This is a genomic window from Streptomyces sp. NPDC056161 (genome assembly GCF_042268025.1).
Taxonomy (GTDB): Bacteria; Actinomycetota; Actinomycetes; order Streptomycetales; family Streptomycetaceae; genus Streptomyces.
Genome location: NZ_JBHJUV010000028.1, coordinates 104697 through 123281, shown reverse-complemented (window position 1 = coordinate 123281; position 18585 = coordinate 104697). Strand labels below are relative to the sequence as shown.

Sequence of the window (18585 nt, the reverse complement as noted above, 5' to 3'; positions counted from 1 at the left end):
CGCCTTCGTACGCCCGGGGTCAGCGCTCCCGTCGCAGCACCCGGGCGCCGCCCGCGGGCACCGTGACCGATCCGCGGTGCACCGATCCGTCCAGGAGGTCGGTGCCCGAACCGGGCACGGTGGCCCCGGTGTCGCCGTGGTTGATCAGGAAGACGTAGTCATGGGCGGCCGAGCGCCGGGTCACCGTCTCCAGGCCGCCGGCGGCCGCCGTCACCCCGGACCGCTTCACCAGCTCCGCCACCAGGGCCGCGCGCGCGGCCGCGGCCAACTCCACCCCCACGTACCAGGCTTCGCCCGCGCCGCGCGCCGCACGGGTGACGGCCGGCCGGCCGGTGAGGTCCCCGCTCACGTACCAGGCCGCGGCCTCGGCGTCCGTGAGGTCGATCTCCTCGTGCCAGGTGGCCACCGGCGCGGGCCCGGTGATCCCGTCGATCCGCACGGACTCCCCCTCCGGCAGCGGAGCGAACTCCTCGACCCGCACCCCCAGCAGCTCGCGGAACGCCCCGGGATAACCGCCGAGCCGCACCCGGTCCAGTGGATCGACGATCCCGGAGAAATAGGTGACGAGCACGGTGGCCCCCGCCGCCGCCGCGGCGGCGAGAGCGGCGGCGTCCGCGTCGCAGACCAGGTACAGCAGGGGTACGACGATCAGCCGGTAGCCCGAGAGGCCGGCCGACGGGGGGACGACGTCGACGGTGACGCCCGCGTCCCGCAGACTGCCGTACCAGTTCAGGACGGTGTCCAGGTAGGAGAGGCCGTTGTGCGGATGCGACTCCCGCTCGGCCGCCCACCACGACTCCTCGCAGAACAGCAGCGCGCAGTCCGCGACCACCTCGCTCCCCCGTACCTCGGCGCAGGCCGCCAGTTCCGCGCCGAGCGCCGCCACCTCCCGGAACTTGCGGCTGTCGGCCCCGGCGTGCGGCAGCATCGCGGAATGGAACCGCTCGGCGCCCGCCCGCGCGGCCCGCCACTGGAAGAAGCAGATCCCGTCGGCTCCGCGGGCCAGATGGGAGAACATGTCCCTGCGCAGTCGGCCGGGAGCCTTGGCCGGATTGACGGGGCGCCAGCTGGTGGCGCCGGTGGCCGTCTCCATGAGCAGCCACGGCTTCCCCCGCGCCAGTCCGCGGGCCCGGTCCGCCGAGAGGGCCAGCTCGGTCTGTGCGTCGGCCGCCGGCCGCGAATAGTGGTCACTGGCGATGAGGTCCATGCCGTCGGTCCACGAGCTGTAGTTCATGTTCTTGCCCGCGTCGAACAGCACCAGATTCGTGGTGACCGGCACCGTCGGCGTGAGCCGCCGCAACACCGCGGTCTCCGCGCGCAGTTGCTCGCGCAGCTGGTCGGAGCTGAACCGGTCGAAGTCCAGGACCTGGGTGGGGTTCGAGTCGGTGTAGGTCAGCCGGGGCGGCTGGATCTGCTCCCAGGCCGTGTACGTCTGGCTCCAGGCGCTGGTGTTCCAGGCGGCGTTCAGCTCCTGGAGCGAGTCCCGGTACCTGTCCCTGAGCCAGGCGCGGAAGGCGGCGGCGCTCGCGTCACCGTAGCACCGCGAGTTGTGGCCGCCGAGTTCGTTGGACACGTGCCACAGGGCCAGGGCGGGGTGGTCGCCGTAGCGCTCGGCCAGCTTCTCGACGAGCGCGAGCGAGTGTTCGCGGTAGACGGCCGACGACGGCGACCATGCCTGGCGGCCGCCCTGTGCCATGGTCCGTCCGTGCCGGTCGACGGGCAGCACCTCCGGATGCATCGTGGTGAGCCACGGCGGCGGCGAGGCGGTCGCGGTGGCGAGGTCGACGGCGATCTCGCCCGCGTGCAGCAGGTCGAGCACGCGGTCGAGCCAGCCGAAGGTCCAGCGGCCGGGGCCCGGTTGGAGTGCCGCCCAGGCGAAGACGCCCACCGTCACGAGGTTGACGCCTGCCTCGCGCATCAGCCGGACGTCCTGCGGCCACACGCTCTCGTCCCACTGCTCGGGGTTGTAGTCGCCCCCGAACGCGACGGGTTCCCCGCCGAACCTGGCGAGGACGTTGACGGGCCATCGGATCCACTCACCGGCCACCGGCCGCTCCTTCTTCTCCCGGGCGTCGATGCCCGGCTCGACCGCACGCGTTCAGCGCGCGAGCCCAACTCTCGACCTCGCTCGTCGGCAGGCGGACGGGCCGCCCGACGGGTGGTCGCACACGAGACAGGGACGCTGCCCCGGGGCCGCCGAGGAGCGGACCGATCACACACTAGCGGGCCGAGACAACGTTGTTTAGAGTGAGGACGGCGCCACCGGATCGCAACCGTCTGGCCCTTCGGACGCGGTGGTCGTGCCCCGTGCCCCGCCCGTCCCAGCCGCCCCGTGCCCCGCACGGCGCGAGGCCCGTGCGCACACCTAGGGAGTGGATCGTGGCGGAGTTCGACGGCAAGGTGGCGATCGTCACCGGTGGTCTCAGCGGCATCGGACACGCGACCGCTCGGCTGCTCGCCGCGCGGGGTGCGACGGTCGTGGCCGCCGGTATCGCGCCGCGACACGGCGGCGCGACCGAGCCGTTGCCGTCGGTGGTGGAGTGCGTCGAGACCGACGTCACCGACGAGCGGGCCGTCGCCCGGCTCGTCGCCCATGCCGCCCGCAGCCACGGCGGCCTCGACATCCTGGTCGCCGCCGCCGGGATCCAGCGTTACGGCACCGCGGCGGACACCGGCGCCGACGAGTGGAACGAGGTCCTCGCGGTCAACGTCACCGGCGCCTTTCACGCCGTCAAACATGCGTTGCCGCAGCTCAGGGCGCGCGGAGCGGGCTCGATCGTGATCGTGTCGTCGGTCCAGGCATTCGTCACCCAGACGTCCGTCGCCGCCTACACCACCAGCAAAGGAGCGCTCAACGCGCTCGCCCGGTCGATCGCCGTCGACGAGGCGAAGAACGGGATCCGGGCCAACGCGGTCTGCCCCGCCTCGGTGGACACCCCGATGCTGCGCGCCTCGGCCCGGACCTTCTCGGACGGCAGCGACCGGGCCGCCCAGGCGCTGGTGGAGGCGTGGGGCGGGATGCACCCGCTGGGGCGGGTGGCGCGGCCCGCGGAGGTCGCGGAGGCGATCGCCTTCCTCGCCGGGGACCGGGCCAGTTTCATCACCGGTGTGTCGCTGCCCGTGGACGGCGGCCTGCTCGCCAACGCCGCGGTGGCGCTCCCCGACTGACCGCGGGCTGCCCGTCCCGCCGCTGCGCACGGCCCGCGCACCCGCTCCCGGGCGGCCGTGGAACCTGGGACGACACCTGGGACGACGCCCGAGACGACAGCTGAGACGACAGCTGAGACGACAGCTGAGACGGCGCCTGGGACAACGGAGGACTCCGGATGACGGCAGAGGTCGCGATCCCCGCGCGGGCGCGCGTCGGCGAAGGACCGGTGTGGGACGCCGGAGCCCGCCGGCTGCACTGGGTGGACATCCCGGCGGGACACATCCACACCAGCGACCCGGTCACCGGCCGGACCACCAGCCGGTCCCTGCCGACCCAGGTCGGTGCCGCGGTGCCACGGCGCGGCGGGGGCTTCGCCGCCGCGACGGCCGAGGGGTTCGCCTCGGTGGACACCGACGGCACGGCGACGGTACGGCTTGCGCTGCTGCCCGAGGGCGAGCGCATGAACGACGCGAAGTGCGACCCCGGCGGCCGGCTGTGGGCCGGGAGCACCGCGCTGGACTTCGCCCGCGGCAGGGGCGCCCTGCACGTCCTGCTGCCCAACTGGACGAGCCGGGTGGTCCTCGACGGTCTGGCCCTGCCCAACGGGCTCGGCTGGAGTCCCGACGGGCGCACCTTCTACCTCGCCGACTCCGTCGCCGGGGAGGTCTGCGCCTTCGACACCGATCCGGGGGACCCCGTCCCCGGCGTCCTCGGGCGGCGGCGCACGGTGTTCCGGCTCCCCGGGAGCGCCGGGATGCCCGACGGCCTCACGGTCGACGCGGCCGGGTGCCTGTGGATCGCCGTGTGGGGCGGGGACCGTGTCGTACGCGTCTCCCCGGACGGCGAGTTGCTCGCCGAGGTCCCCCTGCCCGTGCACCAGCCGTCCTCGTGCGCGTTCGGCGGCCCCGGCCTGGACGTCCTGTACGTCACCTCCGCCCGCGAGGGGCTGGCACTCCCCCAGGACGACCCTGCCGGTTCCGTGTTCGCGGTCGGCGGGACGGGTGCCGTGGGGCTGCCGTCGACGCCGTTCGCCGGCTGACCCGGCCGGGAAGGGCGACAAGGCCGCGTGCTTCGCCACCGTGCGGGACAACGTTGCCTCGCCCGGTGCGGCCCGTCGGCGGGCATCGGTTCCCTCCGGCGCGGTGGCGCGCGGTTCAGCCGAGCGGCATCGTGCAGAAGCCGCCGCCCACCCGGTGGTTGCGTGGTTGCGCCGGATCGTAGGCGGTGGTGCCGAGGACCGCCGCGGCGTGCCGTTCCGCGTCGTCCTCGGGGCGGTAGCCGACGGCCTCCGCCTCCGCCAGGGACCACCAGCGGCGGGTGTTGCCGGAGATGCCCCACAGGACGCGGAAACCGGCGGGCCCGGCGCTCAGACACGCTTCGACCAGCCGGGCCGCGTCGCCCGGCGACAGCCAGACGGCCAGGTCCTCCGGGGAGAGCGGACGCGGCCGGAACGCACCGATGCGCAGGCAGGTCACATCGATGCCGAACCGCGAGTGGTAAAGACTCCCCAGGGCTTCACCGGCGGCCTTGCCCACCCCGTAGTAGGTGTCCGGGCGGGGCGGCACGTCCGCCGGCAGGAATCCGTCGACCGTGTCGTCCCGCGTGTGGAACCCCGCGGCATGGATGCTCGACGCGAGCACCACCCGCGGCACGCCCTGCCTGCGCGCCGCCTCCAGCACCCGCAGCGTCCCGCCGATGTTGGTCTCGGCGATCCGCTCCCAGGGTGCCTCGCCCGCGAGCCCGCCCAGGTGGAGCACGGCGTCGATGTCCCGGCAGGCCGCGTCGATCGCCTCCGGGTCGGTGAAGGACGCCTGTACGACCTCGGCGTCCTCTCCCGGCTCGGGCGGTGTCATCTCGGCGATGTCCAGCAGCCGCAGGGTCCGGCCCGTCCGGGCCAGCCGCGGCCGCAGCTCCCGGCCGATCCGGCCGGCGGCTCCGGTGACCAGGATCCGCTGCCGGGTCACGGTGTCCGCTCCGGACGGTCGGCGAGCGCGGGCAGCGGCGGGGGCGGGGCCTGCTCGTCGTAGGGCGGCGGGGCGGTGCCGACGGGGGCGTAGGGGGGCCGGTGGTAGGTGTGATCGCGGCGGAAGCCGAGTTCCGTGGGCGGATACCAGTGGCGCCAGCTGTGCGGATCGGTGTCCACGGGGGCCGAGCGGGGGCCCACGCCGTGGCCGTTCTCCGCCGCCACCGCGTACTCGTGGACGATCGGGCCTCCTTCGTGAGTCTCTCCGTCCGCTTCCCGGGCCCGCTCGGCCCGTTGCCGGACCGTCGCGTCCGCCGAGGCGGCCTCGGGGCCGGCGTGTCCGGGAACGACGCCCGGGACGTCGTCGACGTGCCGGAAGCCGAGTCCGGCGAAGATCTCCCGGTAGGCGCGCTCGCCCTTGCGGCGCCGGTAGAGCCGGTAGCGGCCGGCGCCCAGTACCTCGCCCCAGGTGAGGGTGACCGTCCCGGTGCCGAGCCGGAGCCGGAGCCCGTCCGGTGGCTGGGGCGGCCCGCCGGTGACGTACAGGGGGTGGTCGGCGCTCGGCTCGGCCCGGCGGTCGTCGTTTCGGGAGACGACGCGGACGTGGTACTTCTGCCCGTCGGTGAGGCCGGTCAGCCGGACGGGGCTCCCGGGCACCTCGGCGGCCGTCGCCCAGGCGGTTCCGCCGTCCGTGCTGAGCTGCACCAGGTGGCTCTTGGCGGCGGCCGAGGCGGTGAAGTGCACGATCGCGCCGCCGGGGACGGCTTCGGTGCGGACGACCCGGGCGGGCACCGGCACCGGCTGCCGCCCGGTCAGTTCCCAGCGGTGGCGGCCCCAGGGCAGCCGCACGGTGAGGGTGTCCGCGCCGACGGCGGTGTGCGGTGCCCGCTCACCGTCGATGTGGAAGGCGGCCGCGGGATCGAGCCCGCCGGTGAACCGCAGGGACACCGAGGTGTCCGCCGCCGCGTGGTAGATGCCCCGGCTCTCGGTGGGGTGCGGGTCCCGGTATCCGAGGCCGATGGCGAGTGCCGGGTCGTCGGTGGTCAGGAGCAGGTCCGGCGTGCCCACGGCGCTGCCGGAGAAGAGAGCCAGCTCCCGCCGGCCGTCGTCGAAGACGCGGATCGCGCCCGCCGTCCCGGAGAACCGCAGCCCGTTCTCGGCGAACTCGGCCGAGGCCGGCTGGAGATGGGTCGCAGCCTCGTACCGGAACACGTGGTCGAGGCTGTGCGGGGTGCGGATCCGGGCGCCCCACGGTGTGGTCCGCTCGGGGTCGACGCTCAGGTCGTCGCGGTGGCTGACGACCGCGAGGGTGTTGCCGTTGTCCCCGTCGGCCCTGCCCTCAAGGCGCACTCCGCGGGACACGTCGGTCGCCCAGGAGCCGTCGAGGGCACCGTCCGTGCGCACCCCGCGCACCACGTGGATGAACGGCATGCGCTCGGCGAGGTGGTCGAAGCTGTTGGCGTCGTGCCCGGTGGCGCCGGTCAGTACGGACCACGTCCACACCATGCGCTGGTTCGGCGCGAACGAGTCGTAGGTGACGAGGTAGTCGCTGCCCATCAGCAGGACGCTGCGGCTGCGGTAGAGGCCGCCCACGGGGCCGTCCGGGTCGGAGGTGATCTCCGCGTACTGGGCGCCGCCCAGGTCGTGGAGCGGCAAGTCCAGGGTGTGCGGTCCGATCGACCGGTAGGCGCCGTCCTGCCAGATCGCGCACGAGGTGGCGAAGGTGGCGTCGGGTGCTCTGCGGTCACCGGCGTCCTCCGGGCCGTGGCCGCTGTAGGAGCGGCCGGCGGCGTAGTAGTAGAGGTGTCCGCAGCCGTTGCCGTCGGCGACGCCCCAGCGGTAGTTGGGGCCGCGGTCCACCTGCTGGAGGAAGACCGCGACCTCACCGGGGCGGTCGACGTCCGCGCGCAGCGTGATGCCGTATCCGGTGTACTTCGTGCTGGTCAGGTGCGGGTTGGTGCCCTGGTTACCGGCGGTCTCCAGGAGGCCGCGCCAGGGGTCGGGGGCGCCGGGCGGGCTGTCGAGCCGGCGGGCGGCGGCGTCACTCGCCCACAGCAGGTGTTCGGCGAGGAGCGGCCGGTAGCGGCGCAGGGCCTCGCCGAGCAGCCGCAGTTCGACGGGTGGGCGCCGGGGCCAGAACGCGTGCGCCCCCTGGGCGGGATGCAGTCGCCGCCGCTCGCCGTCCGGGGTGGTGTCGACCGGCGCGGTCAGGGCGTTGACCAGCCAGTCGCCGACCGCGGCCAGCTCCGGCGTGGCCAGGCGGTTGTGTCCGTCGGTCAGCCGGCCCAGGGCGTTCGCCTGGGTCACGGGACGCAGGAAGGCCCAGACGTAGGTGGCCAGGCTCTCCGTCCAGCGGCCGGGCCGGGCGCCGCGTGTCGGCAGCGCCGGGCGGGTGTGGAAGACACCGGCCAGTTCGACGAACTTCTCGAACTGGCCGAGCCATTCCGGTGCCGCCTCGTGGTCGGGGTAGAGCCAGGCGAGGCAGGCCGGTGTCGCCTTGGCGTCGGCCAGGAAGTTGGGGTGGCCGCCGAGCATCCGGCGCAGCGGGCCGATCTCCTCCCCGGCCGAGACGTAGGCCGTCAGCAGCAGCAGCGCGTCGACGCGGGCGCGTTCGCCGGGTGTGAGGCGGTCGGCGAACCGGTCGTAGCCGTCGAGCAGCCGGTCGTGGAGCGGACGTCCGCCGATGTTCAGGTACCCGGGGTGTTCGTTGACCCCGTGGGCGATCAGTCGTGGGCCCTCGGATCCGGTGAACAGCGCGGCGGTGAACTCCTCGGGTGAGCGGAACTCGCCCTCCCGGCACAGCCGTTCGGGCCGTCTTCCGGTGTAGCCGAGCTTCCAGTCCTTGACCCGGTCCAGGCTGAGGGTGCCCTGCCAGTGGTGCAGGAACCGCACCCGGGTGGACGGGTGGGCCATGGCGGGCGGCTGGGCGCGCAGGACGTCCAGGTCGCGTTCGTGGTCGTAGAAGGCGACGGCGGTGCGGCGGGTGCCGGAGCGCAGGGGCCAGGTCCAGCGCAGCACTCCGTCGTGGCGGAAGTGGATCTGGAGGGTGTCGGCCGAGGCCCAGGACGCGTAGGTGCCGTCGTCCCAGTGCGCGTGGTCGCGGATGAAGACGCCCATCGCGTCGCCGCCGGCCGCGTCCCAGAAGGTGGCGTGCGGCCGGACGTTCCAGGCGTGGCTCGGCGCGTAGGGCCCGACGGTGAAGGCCATGTCGGCCTCCGGGCGTTCCGTACGGCCCGGTCCGGAGAACGAGGGGTCCTCTCCACTGTCGCCGAGGACGATCGGCTCGTCGATGCCGAGCCAGTGGTACAGCTCGTGCGCTCCCGGATCGGCGTGGTCGGCGGGCGACTGCGAGAGTGGCCAGGTCGACGAGAAGCGGTGGCTCGGCGCGGTGCCGTCCCAGCTCAGCTCCCAGGCGGCCCGCGCGGCCTCCGGCAGGTTCGTCTCCTCGCACAGCTCGACGTGGTCGCAGCCCGCGAGACAGCGGACCGTCGCCGTGTAGACGGCTCCGCTCAGGAACCGGTAGCGGATCTCGTGGGTGGCGAACAGCGGGCCCGCCTCGACGCGGCGCATGTCCAGGCGGGCGAGGCGTTCGGTGCCGCAGCGCAGCACGGACGTCCCCACCCAGCCGTGTCCGCGGTCCAGTTGCCGTACCGGCCCCGGCACGGCACCGTCCGGGTGGCGGCCCGCGGCGGGCAGCCGGATCCGCAGCGGTCCGCCGTCCACGACGAGACCGTCGCCGTCCTCGTCGGTCCGCACCGGGTGCGGGACGTCGGCGAGCGGCAGCGACTCGTCGGCGCACAGGGTGACGTCGTACGACCCTCCGGACGGCAACTCGGCGAAGAAGCACACCACGGCGAAGGCCAGCCGGCCGTCCGTCAGGGTCACCCGGGAGAGTTGGAACGGCACCGGCCGGCCGGCCGCGTCGACGAGCCGGAGCTGTTCGGCGCGGACCGCCGGGACGGCCCAGCGGACCGGGTGGTGCAGCAGCGTCCTCGGCCAGGCGAACTCCGGGTGGTGCAGCGCGTCGGCGAACCGGAACCGTACCCGGTCGCCGTCCGCCGGCCAGTGCGTGACCGTGGCTGTCACGACGCGTCTCCCTTCCCGGCATCGGCACCGGCGGCGGGCGGCCCCGCGGTGACGCCCTGGGTGCCGAACGCGGCGCCGCCGGCGACGCCTTCCACCAGATAGCGCTGGAGCAGCACGAACAGGAGCAGGATGGGTGCGGCGACGATGAAGGTGCCGGCCGCGATGAGCGGCCAGTTCTGGGTGTACTCGCCGAAGAAGGAGTAGAGGCCGCGGGTCACCGGCCACAGGGCCGCGTCGGAGAGCATGACCAGCGGCAGGATGAGGTTGTTCCAGGCGTGCACGAACCCGAAGATGGCGAACGTGGCCAGGGCCGGCTTCATCTGGGGGATGACGATGGTGAAGATGAACCGCACATAGCCGCAGCCGTCCAATGCGGCGGCCTCGTCGATCTCGCGCGGGATGCCCTTGATGTACCCGACGAAGAAGAAGAACCCGGCGCCGGACAGGCTGGTGAGGACCAGGTACCCGGCCATGCTGTCGTACAGGTGGAGCGAGCGGGCCTCGATGAACAGCGGGATGAGGCCGCCGGGCAGGAACCCGGAGAAGATGAAGAACGTGTACACCAGGTTGGAGCGCTTGAAGTAGCCGCGGGAGACGGGGAAGGCCAGGAAGACGCCGAGGATCAGGGTGACCGTGTCGGGGATGATCGCGTAGACCAGGCTGTTGATCATCTGCCGCCCGAAGTCCCCCTGTTTCCAGGCGGTGGTGAAGCTCTCCGTGGTCCAGGGGTCGGGCAGGCCGGTGGGGTTCTGCAGGAACCCGGTGTACGTCTTGAACGCCTGGAGCAGCATGTACACCAGCGGCAGCGCGAACAGCACGGCGGCGATGGCGAAGCAGAGCAGGTTCACACCGGCGGCCTTGGCCGTCCGGGTGGACGGCGCGCGGGTCTTCACAGCGAGATCTCCCGTCGGCGCAGGGTGAACAGGAGGCCGCCGCCGATCACCACGGTCAGGCAGAACTGCAGCATGGCGAGCATGGAGCCGTAGCCGAGCTGGCTGTCACCGCCGAACGCCGACTGGTACATGTACAGGCCCAGGGTCTTGGTGCCGAAGTTGCCGCCGGTGAGGACCATGAGCAGCGCGTACTCGCCGAGGGTGCCCATCACGGTCAGGAACACGGTCACCGTGGTGGCCGGGGCCAGCAGCGGCCAGGTCACGTGCCGGAACACGCGCAGCCGGCCCGCGCCGTCCATGGCCGCCGCCTCGTAGACCGAGGGCGGGATGTTCCGCAGCCCGGCGATGTAGATGAGCATCGAGTAGCCGGAGAACATCCAGACGTTCACGAGGATCACCAGGGGCAGCGCCAAGGTGCCGGAGCCGAGGAACGAGGACGTGGTGCCGAAGATGCCGTGCACGATCTTCTCCACCGGGCCCGAGTAGGGGTCGAGCAGGAGCGAGAAGACCGCGCCGACCACCGCGACCGAGAAGATCTGCGGCATGAAGATGATCGCGCGGTAGACGGTGTACGACCGTCCGGGCCGGTTCAGCAGCAGGGCGAGCCCCAGTCCGCACGCGGTCTGCAGCACGGTCACGCCGAGCACGTAGACCAGGGTCACCCGGACCGCGTCCCCGACCACGGACGACAGCGAGGTGAAGGCCGCCGAGTAGTTGCACAGGCCGCAGATGTTCAGGGGGGTGCCCGGGAGCCCGGAGTACCGGGTGAACGAGTATCCGATGGTGGCGAGCGACGGGTAGAGCCCGAACAGGAGCCACCCCGCGCCCGGTATCGCGATGCTGGCCCAGGGGATGAACCGCCGTGTCCGTCGCGTGCCGAAGGGACAGCGTGCCACGCCGGGCCTCCTTTCCAAGGGTGCGGCCGCTAGTCGCCGACCGACTTGCGGTAGGCCGAGGCCGAGCGGGACAGGACGGTGTCGATGCTGTCGCCGCCGACCGGCGCCAGCTTGTAGAGGTCGGGACCGGCGGCGTCGAGGGGTGCTCCGGCCGGGACCCAGGGGTTGGTGAGCTGCGGGAAGGCGTCGTCCATGTGGGTGTTGAGCCAGTCCATCCACGGCAGGCTGGTGTTCTTCAGCGCGGGCTGGGTGGAGATGGAGCCGGTCGACGCCAGCCACTGCTGGTAGTTCTCCGGCTTGGAGAACAGGGCGAGCCATTCCATGGCGAGGTCCTTGTGGGGTGCCGAGGTGGGCACGACCCAGGTGAGGTCCGGCTTGAACGCGACCCGGTTGTCCGCGGCTTCGTCGGTGCCGGGCAGGGTGAAGAAGCCGATGTTCAGCTTCGGGTTGGCCTGCTGGACGGTCAGCCCGTCCCAGGAGCCGTCGAGCAGGAACGGGTAGTCGTCGGTCTTCGCGGCCCAGACGCCGGGGGCGGTCTGCTGGGACACGCCTGCGGCGCCGGGCTCGATGTACTGCATGACCTTCTGGTGGCGGCGGGAGATCTCCTGGTAGACGGGGTCGGTCCAGGACTGGGTGCCCTTCCAGAAGGCGGTGGCCCGGTCCTCGGACACCTGCACGGACTCGGCGGGCCGGTGCCCCTTCATGAGCATCTGGTTGGCGACGCCCTGCCACACGCCGCCGTGCATGCCGTCCTTCGCGGACACGAAGATCGGTGTGACCCCGGCCCTCTTGAGCGTCTCGCAGGCGTCCAGGAACTCCTGGAACGTGGTGGGGACGGACAGGTGGTACTTGGCGAGGAGGTCCTTCTTGTACCAGAGTGCGCCCGCGCCGACGTACTCGGCGGCCATCACGCCGTACACGCCGTTCTTGTGGCCGACCGCGGCGGCCTGGACCGCCGGGTCGTAGTTCTTCATGAACGGCTGGTCCTTGAGGTCGGTGAGTTGTCCCGACGCGATGAGGGCCGCCGCTCCGCCGGGTTCGAGGTCGGTGTAGTCGGGTGCGAAGCCCTGCTGGGTGGGGGCGAACTGGGCGAGCACGTCGACCGACTTGGACTGCAGCATGCTGTTCCACAGCTGCTGCCAGGCGGCGTTGGCGGTCGGCGCGGTCTGTAGTCTGACCTTGACCCCGGGGTGTTCCTTCTCGAACTGGGCGTTGAGTTTCTTGGTGAACTCGACCGCTCCGGGGTTCGTCCACTCGGCGACGGTCAGCGTGACGTTCCGCTGCGCTCCGCCGCCCGCGTCCGAGGCCGGTGTGGTGCAGCCGCTGAGGACGACGGCGAAGGCCGCGGTCGCGGCGAGGATCGTGGCGGGTGTGCGGGTTCTCATGGGCGTGCTCCTTCGGACGTCGGTCAGGGGCGTTGCAGGGCGCCGTCGGCCCGGCGCGGTGGACGCCACGTCCGACCGGGGGCGGGTGACCGGGGCGGGAACGTCAGGGCCAGGCGTTCGTCGAGGTCGATGCCGAGCCCGGGTTCGGCGCTCGGCCACAGGTGGCCGTCGCGGATCTCCGGGCAGCCGGGGAACACCTCGCGCACGGCCGGGCCGAACAGGTGCTGCTCCTGGATCCCGAAGTTCGGGGCGGCGAGGTCCAGCGCGAGGTTGGCGGCATGCCCGACCGGCGAGACGTCGCCGGGCCCGTGCCAGGCGGTCCGTACGCCGAACAGTTCGCAGGCCGCCGCCAGCCGCCAGGCCGGGGTGATACCGCCGATCGCGGAGATGTGCACACGGATGAAGTCGCACAGCCGTTCCTGGACGACGGGCCGGTACTCCGCGGGGTTGGTGAACAGTTCACCGATCGCGATCGGCGTCACCGACTGGGCGCGCAGGATCCGCAGCCACTCGATGTCCTCCGGGGCGACCGGATCCTCCAGGTAGAACAGGTCGTACGGTTCGAGGTCCCGCGCGATCCGCACGGCGTCCGTGGGGTGGACGCGTTCGTGCACGTCGTGGATGAGTTCGACCTCCGTGCCGACCTCCTGCCGCAGGTGCTCGAACAGCCCCCGTACGGTGCGCCGGTAGGCGGCGGGGTCCCAGGCACCGGGCGTCAGCTGCGGGAGGGTTCCGGCGGGGGCGTCGGCGGCCGGCGCTCCATAGGTGCCGGCGCCGGGGACGGCGACCTGGCAGCGCACGTACCGGTAGCCCCGGGCCATCAGGTCCCGTACCTCGTCGGCGGTCTCCTCGGCGTCCCGGCCGGCCGCGTGCGCGTACAGCGGTACGGCGGTACGGCACCGGCCGCCGAGGAGTTGCCACACGGGCAGCCCCGCCTGCTTGCCCTTGATGTCCCACAGCGCCATGTCCACCCCGGACAGCGCGTTGTTGAGCACCGGGCCCGAGCGCCAGTAGCCGCTCACGTGCAAGGTCGCCGCGATGTCGGTGATGTCCGCGGGGTCCCGGCCGATCAGCTGGGGTGCCAGGTACTCGTCCACCGCGGTGGCGACCGCCGCCGCCCGCTGGGTGAAGGTGGCACAGCCGAGTCCGTACAGCCCGGGTTCGTCGGTGTCGACCCGGACGACCACGAGCGTCGTGCCGGCCGGCGCGGTGAGGATCGTCCGGACCGCGGTGATCCGGACGCCGGACGGCTGGGCCCAGGGCGGCTCGGCGGGCTTGTCGGTGGTGTCGCTCACGGGTATGGCTCCAGGGGGTGAGAGGCCGGTCGCCGTCCACGGCGCGGGGCGGCGGTGAGGGGGACGTGGATTCCGGCCGCGGGCCGCGCCCCCGTCGGCTGGGGCACGGCGGCGTTCTCCGGCCCGTCGCGGCGAAACGCTCAGTGTCCGATGCCCCAGCGGGTGTCGACCCGTCCGCCGGTGAACTGCGCGCCCGTGCCCCAGAACGGGGCGAAGTTGTAGCAGCCCGAGACGGGAGGTGCGGACTGCGTGGTCCAGTAGGTGGCGCCGCGGCCGGTCGTCCCCGAGTCCTGGACCTGGACGGCGAAGGTCATGGGGGTGACGCCTGCGGGCGGTGCCTTCTTCACCGCCGCGGCCAGTTCGGGGAGTTGGCTCCAGGCGAGGGCGATCTCGTACCTGGTCAGCCCGGCGCCGTCGTCCCGGGAGACGAGTACGCGGCCCTCGGTGCCGACGGTCGGCTGGGCGTCCATCGGGCCGAGCGGGGTGGCGAGCGGCGCGTTGGTCGGGTAGTAGGTCTGGTAGTTGGTGCCGGGCGCCAGTTGCCGGTGCAGTTCGGACCGGCCCCCGGTGGCGAGGGTGGCGACGAACAGGTGGGAGACCGACCGCAGGCACTTCTCGTAGTGCGGGTCGCCGGCCAGCAGGTCCTCGGTCCTGTCGGTGACGGCGTCGAAGGCGAGCTGGATGCTGTCCGCCTTGAACGGGAACTGGTACTCGTCGGCCGGGAACGGCGGGTTGGACACCTGGGCGTCGTCCTCGATCAGGGCCCTGACGTAGAGGAAGGCGTCGTCCCAGGCCGCCTGGAAGGTGTAGGTCCTGGTGTCACCGGCCGCGGACACGTTCGTCATCGTCACCGGGAGGACGTCGTTCCACTGGCTCGCGCTCCCCCCGACGGTGATCTGCCGGAACGGGAGGTAGGCGACCTGCACGGTCCGCGACCCCTTCTGGTGCAGTCCGGGGCGGCCCGGCACCGTGACGTCGTAGCCGATGGCGTAGCGGTTGTGGTCGTCGAGCCGGTACCGGGTCACGGGGAAGGAGACGACGCGGGACTCGCCGGGCCGGAGCCCGCCGACCGGTACGGTGCGGCGGTCGGTCTGCCAGCCGTCGGGCGGGGTGAGGGTGATCAACGCGTCCGTGGCCCCCGGCGACACGTTCTCCACGCGGACGTCGATGGTGCTGGTCCGGTCCAGCGGCTTCACGAACGGCAGCGGGCCGACCTGAAGAGGGGCGTCGTAGTCGAACCGCGCGCCGTCGGTCAGGGTGTGCGTGAGCGCTTCTGGAGTCAGGTCGGTGTCGAGGTAGACGACCTCCCACGGTCTCAGGGCCAGGGTGACGCGGCGCGACGTGCCGTCCGTCAGCCGGCGGCCCAGGTGGTCGTAGGCCCGGATGCCGCGGGCGTCGTCCAGGGTGAGGGTGCCGGTGTGACCGGCGTCCTGGTGTTCGTCGGTACCGTCGTAGAGCTGGTCGGCGTAGACCGCGGCCCTCCCCTTGCCGTCGGCGCCGCGGAACAGGAAGCCCCAGGTCGACTTGGCGTCCGGGTACAGCTCGCCGAGCAGTTCGCAGTCTTCGAGCAGGTTCGTCATCGTGGCGTAGGCGACGACCGCGGGCAGCGGGGTCCTGGTCGTCACGTCGTAGATGTTGAAGTCGTCCCCGGAGTACCCCTTGTCGTAGGACAGGGAGAACCAGAAGATCCGGATGGGTGACCGCTCCTCGGCGCCGGCGAGCATGTGCAGCAGATAGGTCGGGGCCAGCGTCCGGGCCACTGCGTAGTCGGCCTCTTCCTTCGGCAGGTCCGCGAAGTTGAAGCGGGTGGCGGTGCCCAGCTCGGTCTGCCACTGCCCGGCCCGTCCGTTCGTCCGCGACCAGAGCTTGTCCATCTTGATCTGCGTCTTGGTCATGGCGTACTGGGTCGCGTCCGGATAGCCGTAGGCGTGGTTGACCGAGCCGTCGATGTATCCGGTGTCCTTCGAGCCCCGCGCGTAGACGATGTCGCGGTTGTACGAGACCGAGCCGCCGCCGATCAGGTTGACGTGCGGGTACTCCGGCTTCACCCGCTCCCAGACCAGCCTGCACATGTCCCGGTAGTCCTGCGCGTCGCCGGTCTTCCAGGTCCAGCCGTGCACCCACGGCTCGTTCCACAGCTCCCAGTTGGTGACCAGGTCCTGGAGCGGGGCGATGGCGTGGTAGACCATCTCGACGTGCGCGGCCATGTCCTTGGGCCGGTTCTGGTACAGCTTGAGCGGCTCGCCGTTGGGTCCCGGCTGGACGTTCCACGACATGTTGTAGTTGATGCCGCCGAGGGTCTCGATGCCGTGCCGGTGCCATTCGGCGATCTCGGCCCGTGCCGCGTCGATCCGCGGCTGCTGCCAGAACACGCCCCGGGCCGGGGACACGAAGTCCGGCTGGACGGCGTCGATGCCCCGCGTCCACTTCACGCCGATGCGCTGGGCGATCAGCTTGGTGACGGCGGGGGTGGACTCCGGGCGGATACCCATGCCGAAGACCGACTGCGGGCGCCGTCCCTCGGCCGCGGGACGGATCACGCCGAGACCGAGGGTGTCGGCGAAGAGCCGGGTGCCCGCGTCGTCGGTGACGGCGGCGGTGACCGTGTAGTGGTCCGGGTCGAGGGATCCGAGCGGGATGGTGACGGTGCCCGGGGTCCCGGCCGCCGCGGTGAACGTCTCGGTTCCGCCGCGCAGCGGTTCGCCGAGCCGGGCCGCTATCGACCAGGTTATGGTCCCGCTCGTCGCGGCGGGGCTGTTGACGGTGACCAGCAGGTCGGGCGTCGCGGGGCTGTCGCCGCCGACCGGGTAGAGACCGGTGGGGTCGGAGAAGGCGACGGTGACCGGGGACGCGGCGGACGGGGTGTCGGCCGAGGTGGCCGCCAGGGCGCGCGGGGCCAGGGCACCGCCGGTGGTGACACCGAGGGCGGTGGCCGCGCCCAGTCCGACGAGGGTGCGGCGGGACAGTTCGCCGGGCGCCGGCGATGCCGTGGTGGTGCGAGGACGTCGTTCTTGGCTGTCTGACACGAGCGGACCTCTCCAAACGTCAGCGCGGGAATTCCCCGGACGACACCGGCCTGAGCACACCCAGACCGGACGGGGGGACGGGTATCGGGTTCGGGCCGGGAAGCAGGGTCTGCACGGCCGACCCGGCGGGCCGGCCACAGGCGTCGTACGTGTCGCGGCGTACCTCGACGGCGGACCTGCCGACGTCGACGAGCACGTGTGCGGCGGCGGTGGAGTTGACGAGCGCGGCCTCGGTGAGACCGTCGAGGTGCAGGGGGGCGCAGCGGTGTTCGGCGTACCAGGTGAGCACGGCCCGCCGTCCGTCGCTCGCGCTCACCGTCTCGTAGAGCTGGTCGGGGCGTCCGGCTCGGAGTTCGCCGTGGGTGAGGACGTCGCGGTGGTCACGCCAGAATCCGAGCCAGAACGCCGTCATCGCGCGGTGCTCCGCGGTCAGTTCGGCCAGCCTGACGGAGATCTGGGGTGTCGCGTACAGGGCGGAGTGGAGTTGCCTGGCCGCTGTCCGCGCGGGGGCGCCGGGGTCCCACATGAGCATGTCCGAGTGGACGGATCCGCTGGTCGCGGCGGCGCGGAGGTCGAGGGTCCGTACCCGGTTCGCGGTCGTGTCGGCCGGGCAGTCGCCGGCCCGCAGCAGGTTGCCGAAGCCGAGCATGCCGGGGCCGGTGTAGGGCTGGCGGAGTTCGACGAGCAGATCGTCGCCGCGCAGGGAGCGCAGCCGGTCGCGCAGTTCGGTCAGGAGCCGGCGCAGCGCCCGGCCGACGTCCGGGCCGGGCGGGCCACCGGGCTGGTCGGCGTAGGCCATCGCGAAGTCCAGGAAGTCGATCTTCAGTCCGTCCAGGCCGTACCGGCCGACGAGTTCGGCGCACGAGTCGACGACGAACCGCCGTACCTCGTCGCGCCGCGGGTCGAGGACCCGGCAGGACAGCCTCGGGACGGCGTGCGGCGCGACGTCGCGCAGCCTGCGGTACGCCGCGGTCCGCTCGCCCAGGAGCAGCGGTGCGATCCAGGCGACGTAGCGCAGGCCGAGGCCCCGCACGGTGCGGACGTGCGCGGCGAAGTCGGGGAACTTCGCCGGGTCCGGCGTCCAGTCGCCGCTGCCGGAGTAGCCGGGGCCCTGGGCGCGCGACTGCCAGCCGTCGTCCAGCAGCAGCACCCCGCAGCCCGCCTCGGCCGCGTGCCGGGCCTCGGCCTCGACCCGCGCCGCGTCCACCTCCCGGTGCAGCGAGTACCACGTCGAATAGGCCGGGGTGCGGGCCGCCTCGGGCACCGGGAGCGCGTCGCCGGGCGCGAGCGCCGCGGTCAGGGCGCGCAACGCGTCGGCGACGGGCCGTCCGGGGGCCCTGACCCGGATCCGGCAGTGCTCGTCCGCGGCCAGGTCCATGGCCAGCCAGACGCCGAAGCGTGCCGATTCCTCGTGGACGCCGAAGCGGATCCGGGTGGTCGCGGTGACCCGGTCGGCCGCGAAGGCGAGCAGGGCCCGGCCCGCCGAGTCGTGGAGACAGCCCAGCGGCGCCGAGTCGACGAGGCCGACGGCGCGCCAGGGGCTCGCCCAGTCGGCGGTGAGGTGACGGTCCCAGCCGGCCGCGGGGTGCCAGTAGCCGACGGCGTCGCCCAGCGGAACGTCCAGGCGGAGCACGGTCGTCGTCGCGGTCCCGGCGGGCGGCAGGTGGATCACGGCGCCGTCCGCGTCCTGTTCGACGTCGGGACGCGGCCCCTCGGTCAGCCGGCTGACCGCCACGCCGTGCGCGTGCACCGCGTCCCGGCCGGCCCACAACCGCGCCAGGTCCATGAAGTCCGTCATCGCCGTTCCTCTCCGAGGTGCGGGCCTAGACAAGAACATGAGACAAGAGCAGTGAGACAACGTTGCCTCTGGGACCAAAAGACCCCAAGGCA

Annotated in this window: 11 protein-coding genes; 2 read left to right on the top strand and 9 right to left on the bottom strand. The window is 72.7% G+C overall.

All coding sequences use genetic code 11. The features are described 5' to 3' along the window. Window positions 1–19 precede the first annotated feature (19 nt). Complete coding sequence (locus ACFC09_RS25540; protein ID WP_376532347.1) at window positions 20–2047, bottom strand: beta-galactosidase; 2028 nt, start codon at window positions 2045–2047, stop codon at window positions 20–22. Between the two features lie 332 nt (window positions 2048–2379). Between ACFC09_RS25540 and ACFC09_RS25535 the strand changes: the two genes are divergently transcribed. Continuing rightward, complete coding sequence (locus tag ACFC09_RS25535; protein ID WP_376532345.1) at window positions 2380–3168, top strand: SDR family NAD(P)-dependent oxidoreductase; 789 nt, start codon at window positions 2380–2382, stop codon at window positions 3166–3168. A gap of 158 nt (window positions 3169–3326) precedes the next feature. After that, entirely contained in the window at window positions 3327–4190 is an 864-nt protein-coding gene (locus tag ACFC09_RS25530) for an SMP-30/gluconolactonase/LRE family protein (RefSeq protein ID WP_376532343.1), read from the top strand. Between the two features lie 115 nt (window positions 4191–4305). On the opposite strand, the gene ACFC09_RS25525 is transcribed toward ACFC09_RS25530, so the two are convergent. The 8 genes from ACFC09_RS25525 to ACFC09_RS25490 form a co-directional block, all read right to left on the bottom strand. Beyond that, the gene (locus tag ACFC09_RS25525) at window positions 4306–5115 is read right to left on the bottom strand and encodes an NAD-dependent epimerase/dehydratase family protein (protein WP_376532341.1); all 810 of its coding nucleotides are present in this window, start codon (window positions 5113–5115) and stop codon (window positions 4306–4308) included. Then, entirely contained in the window at window positions 5112–9200 is a 4089-nt protein-coding gene (locus ACFC09_RS25520) for a hypothetical protein (protein WP_376532339.1), read from the bottom strand. The genes ACFC09_RS25525 and ACFC09_RS25520 overlap by 4 nt, the downstream gene beginning before the upstream one ends. Continuing rightward, window positions 9197–10093, bottom strand: coding sequence for a carbohydrate ABC transporter permease (locus tag ACFC09_RS25515; protein ID WP_376532337.1), 897 nt, complete (start codon window positions 10091–10093; stop codon window positions 9197–9199). The genes ACFC09_RS25520 and ACFC09_RS25515 overlap by 4 nt, the downstream gene beginning before the upstream one ends. Next, window positions 10090–10989, bottom strand: coding sequence for a carbohydrate ABC transporter permease (locus ACFC09_RS25510; RefSeq protein WP_376532334.1), 900 nt, complete (start codon window positions 10987–10989; stop codon window positions 10090–10092). The genes ACFC09_RS25515 and ACFC09_RS25510 overlap by 4 nt, the downstream gene beginning before the upstream one ends. Window positions 10990–11018: 29 nt before the next feature. Continuing rightward, complete coding sequence (locus ACFC09_RS25505) at window positions 11019–12374, bottom strand: ABC transporter substrate-binding protein (protein ID WP_376532332.1); 1356 nt, start codon at window positions 12372–12374, stop codon at window positions 11019–11021. Window positions 12375–12397: 23 nt separating this feature from the next. Beyond that, window positions 12398–13669 carry an enolase C-terminal domain-like protein gene (locus ACFC09_RS25500; RefSeq protein WP_376532330.1) on the bottom strand — a complete coding sequence of 424 codons (1272 nt, stop codon included), beginning with the start codon at window positions 13667–13669 and terminating at the stop codon, window positions 12398–12400. A gap of 140 nt (window positions 13670–13809) precedes the next feature. Beyond that, window positions 13810–16695 carry a hypothetical protein gene (locus ACFC09_RS25495; RefSeq protein WP_376532328.1) on the bottom strand — a complete coding sequence of 962 codons (2886 nt, stop codon included), beginning with the start codon at window positions 16693–16695 and terminating at the stop codon, window positions 13810–13812. A gap of 19 nt (window positions 16696–16714) precedes the next feature. Beyond that, on the bottom strand, window positions 16715–18493 hold the full coding sequence (locus ACFC09_RS25490; RefSeq protein WP_376532326.1) for a glycoside hydrolase family 36 protein: 1779 nt from the start codon (window positions 18491–18493) through the stop codon (window positions 16715–16717). Window positions 18494–18585: the final 92 nt, after the last annotated feature.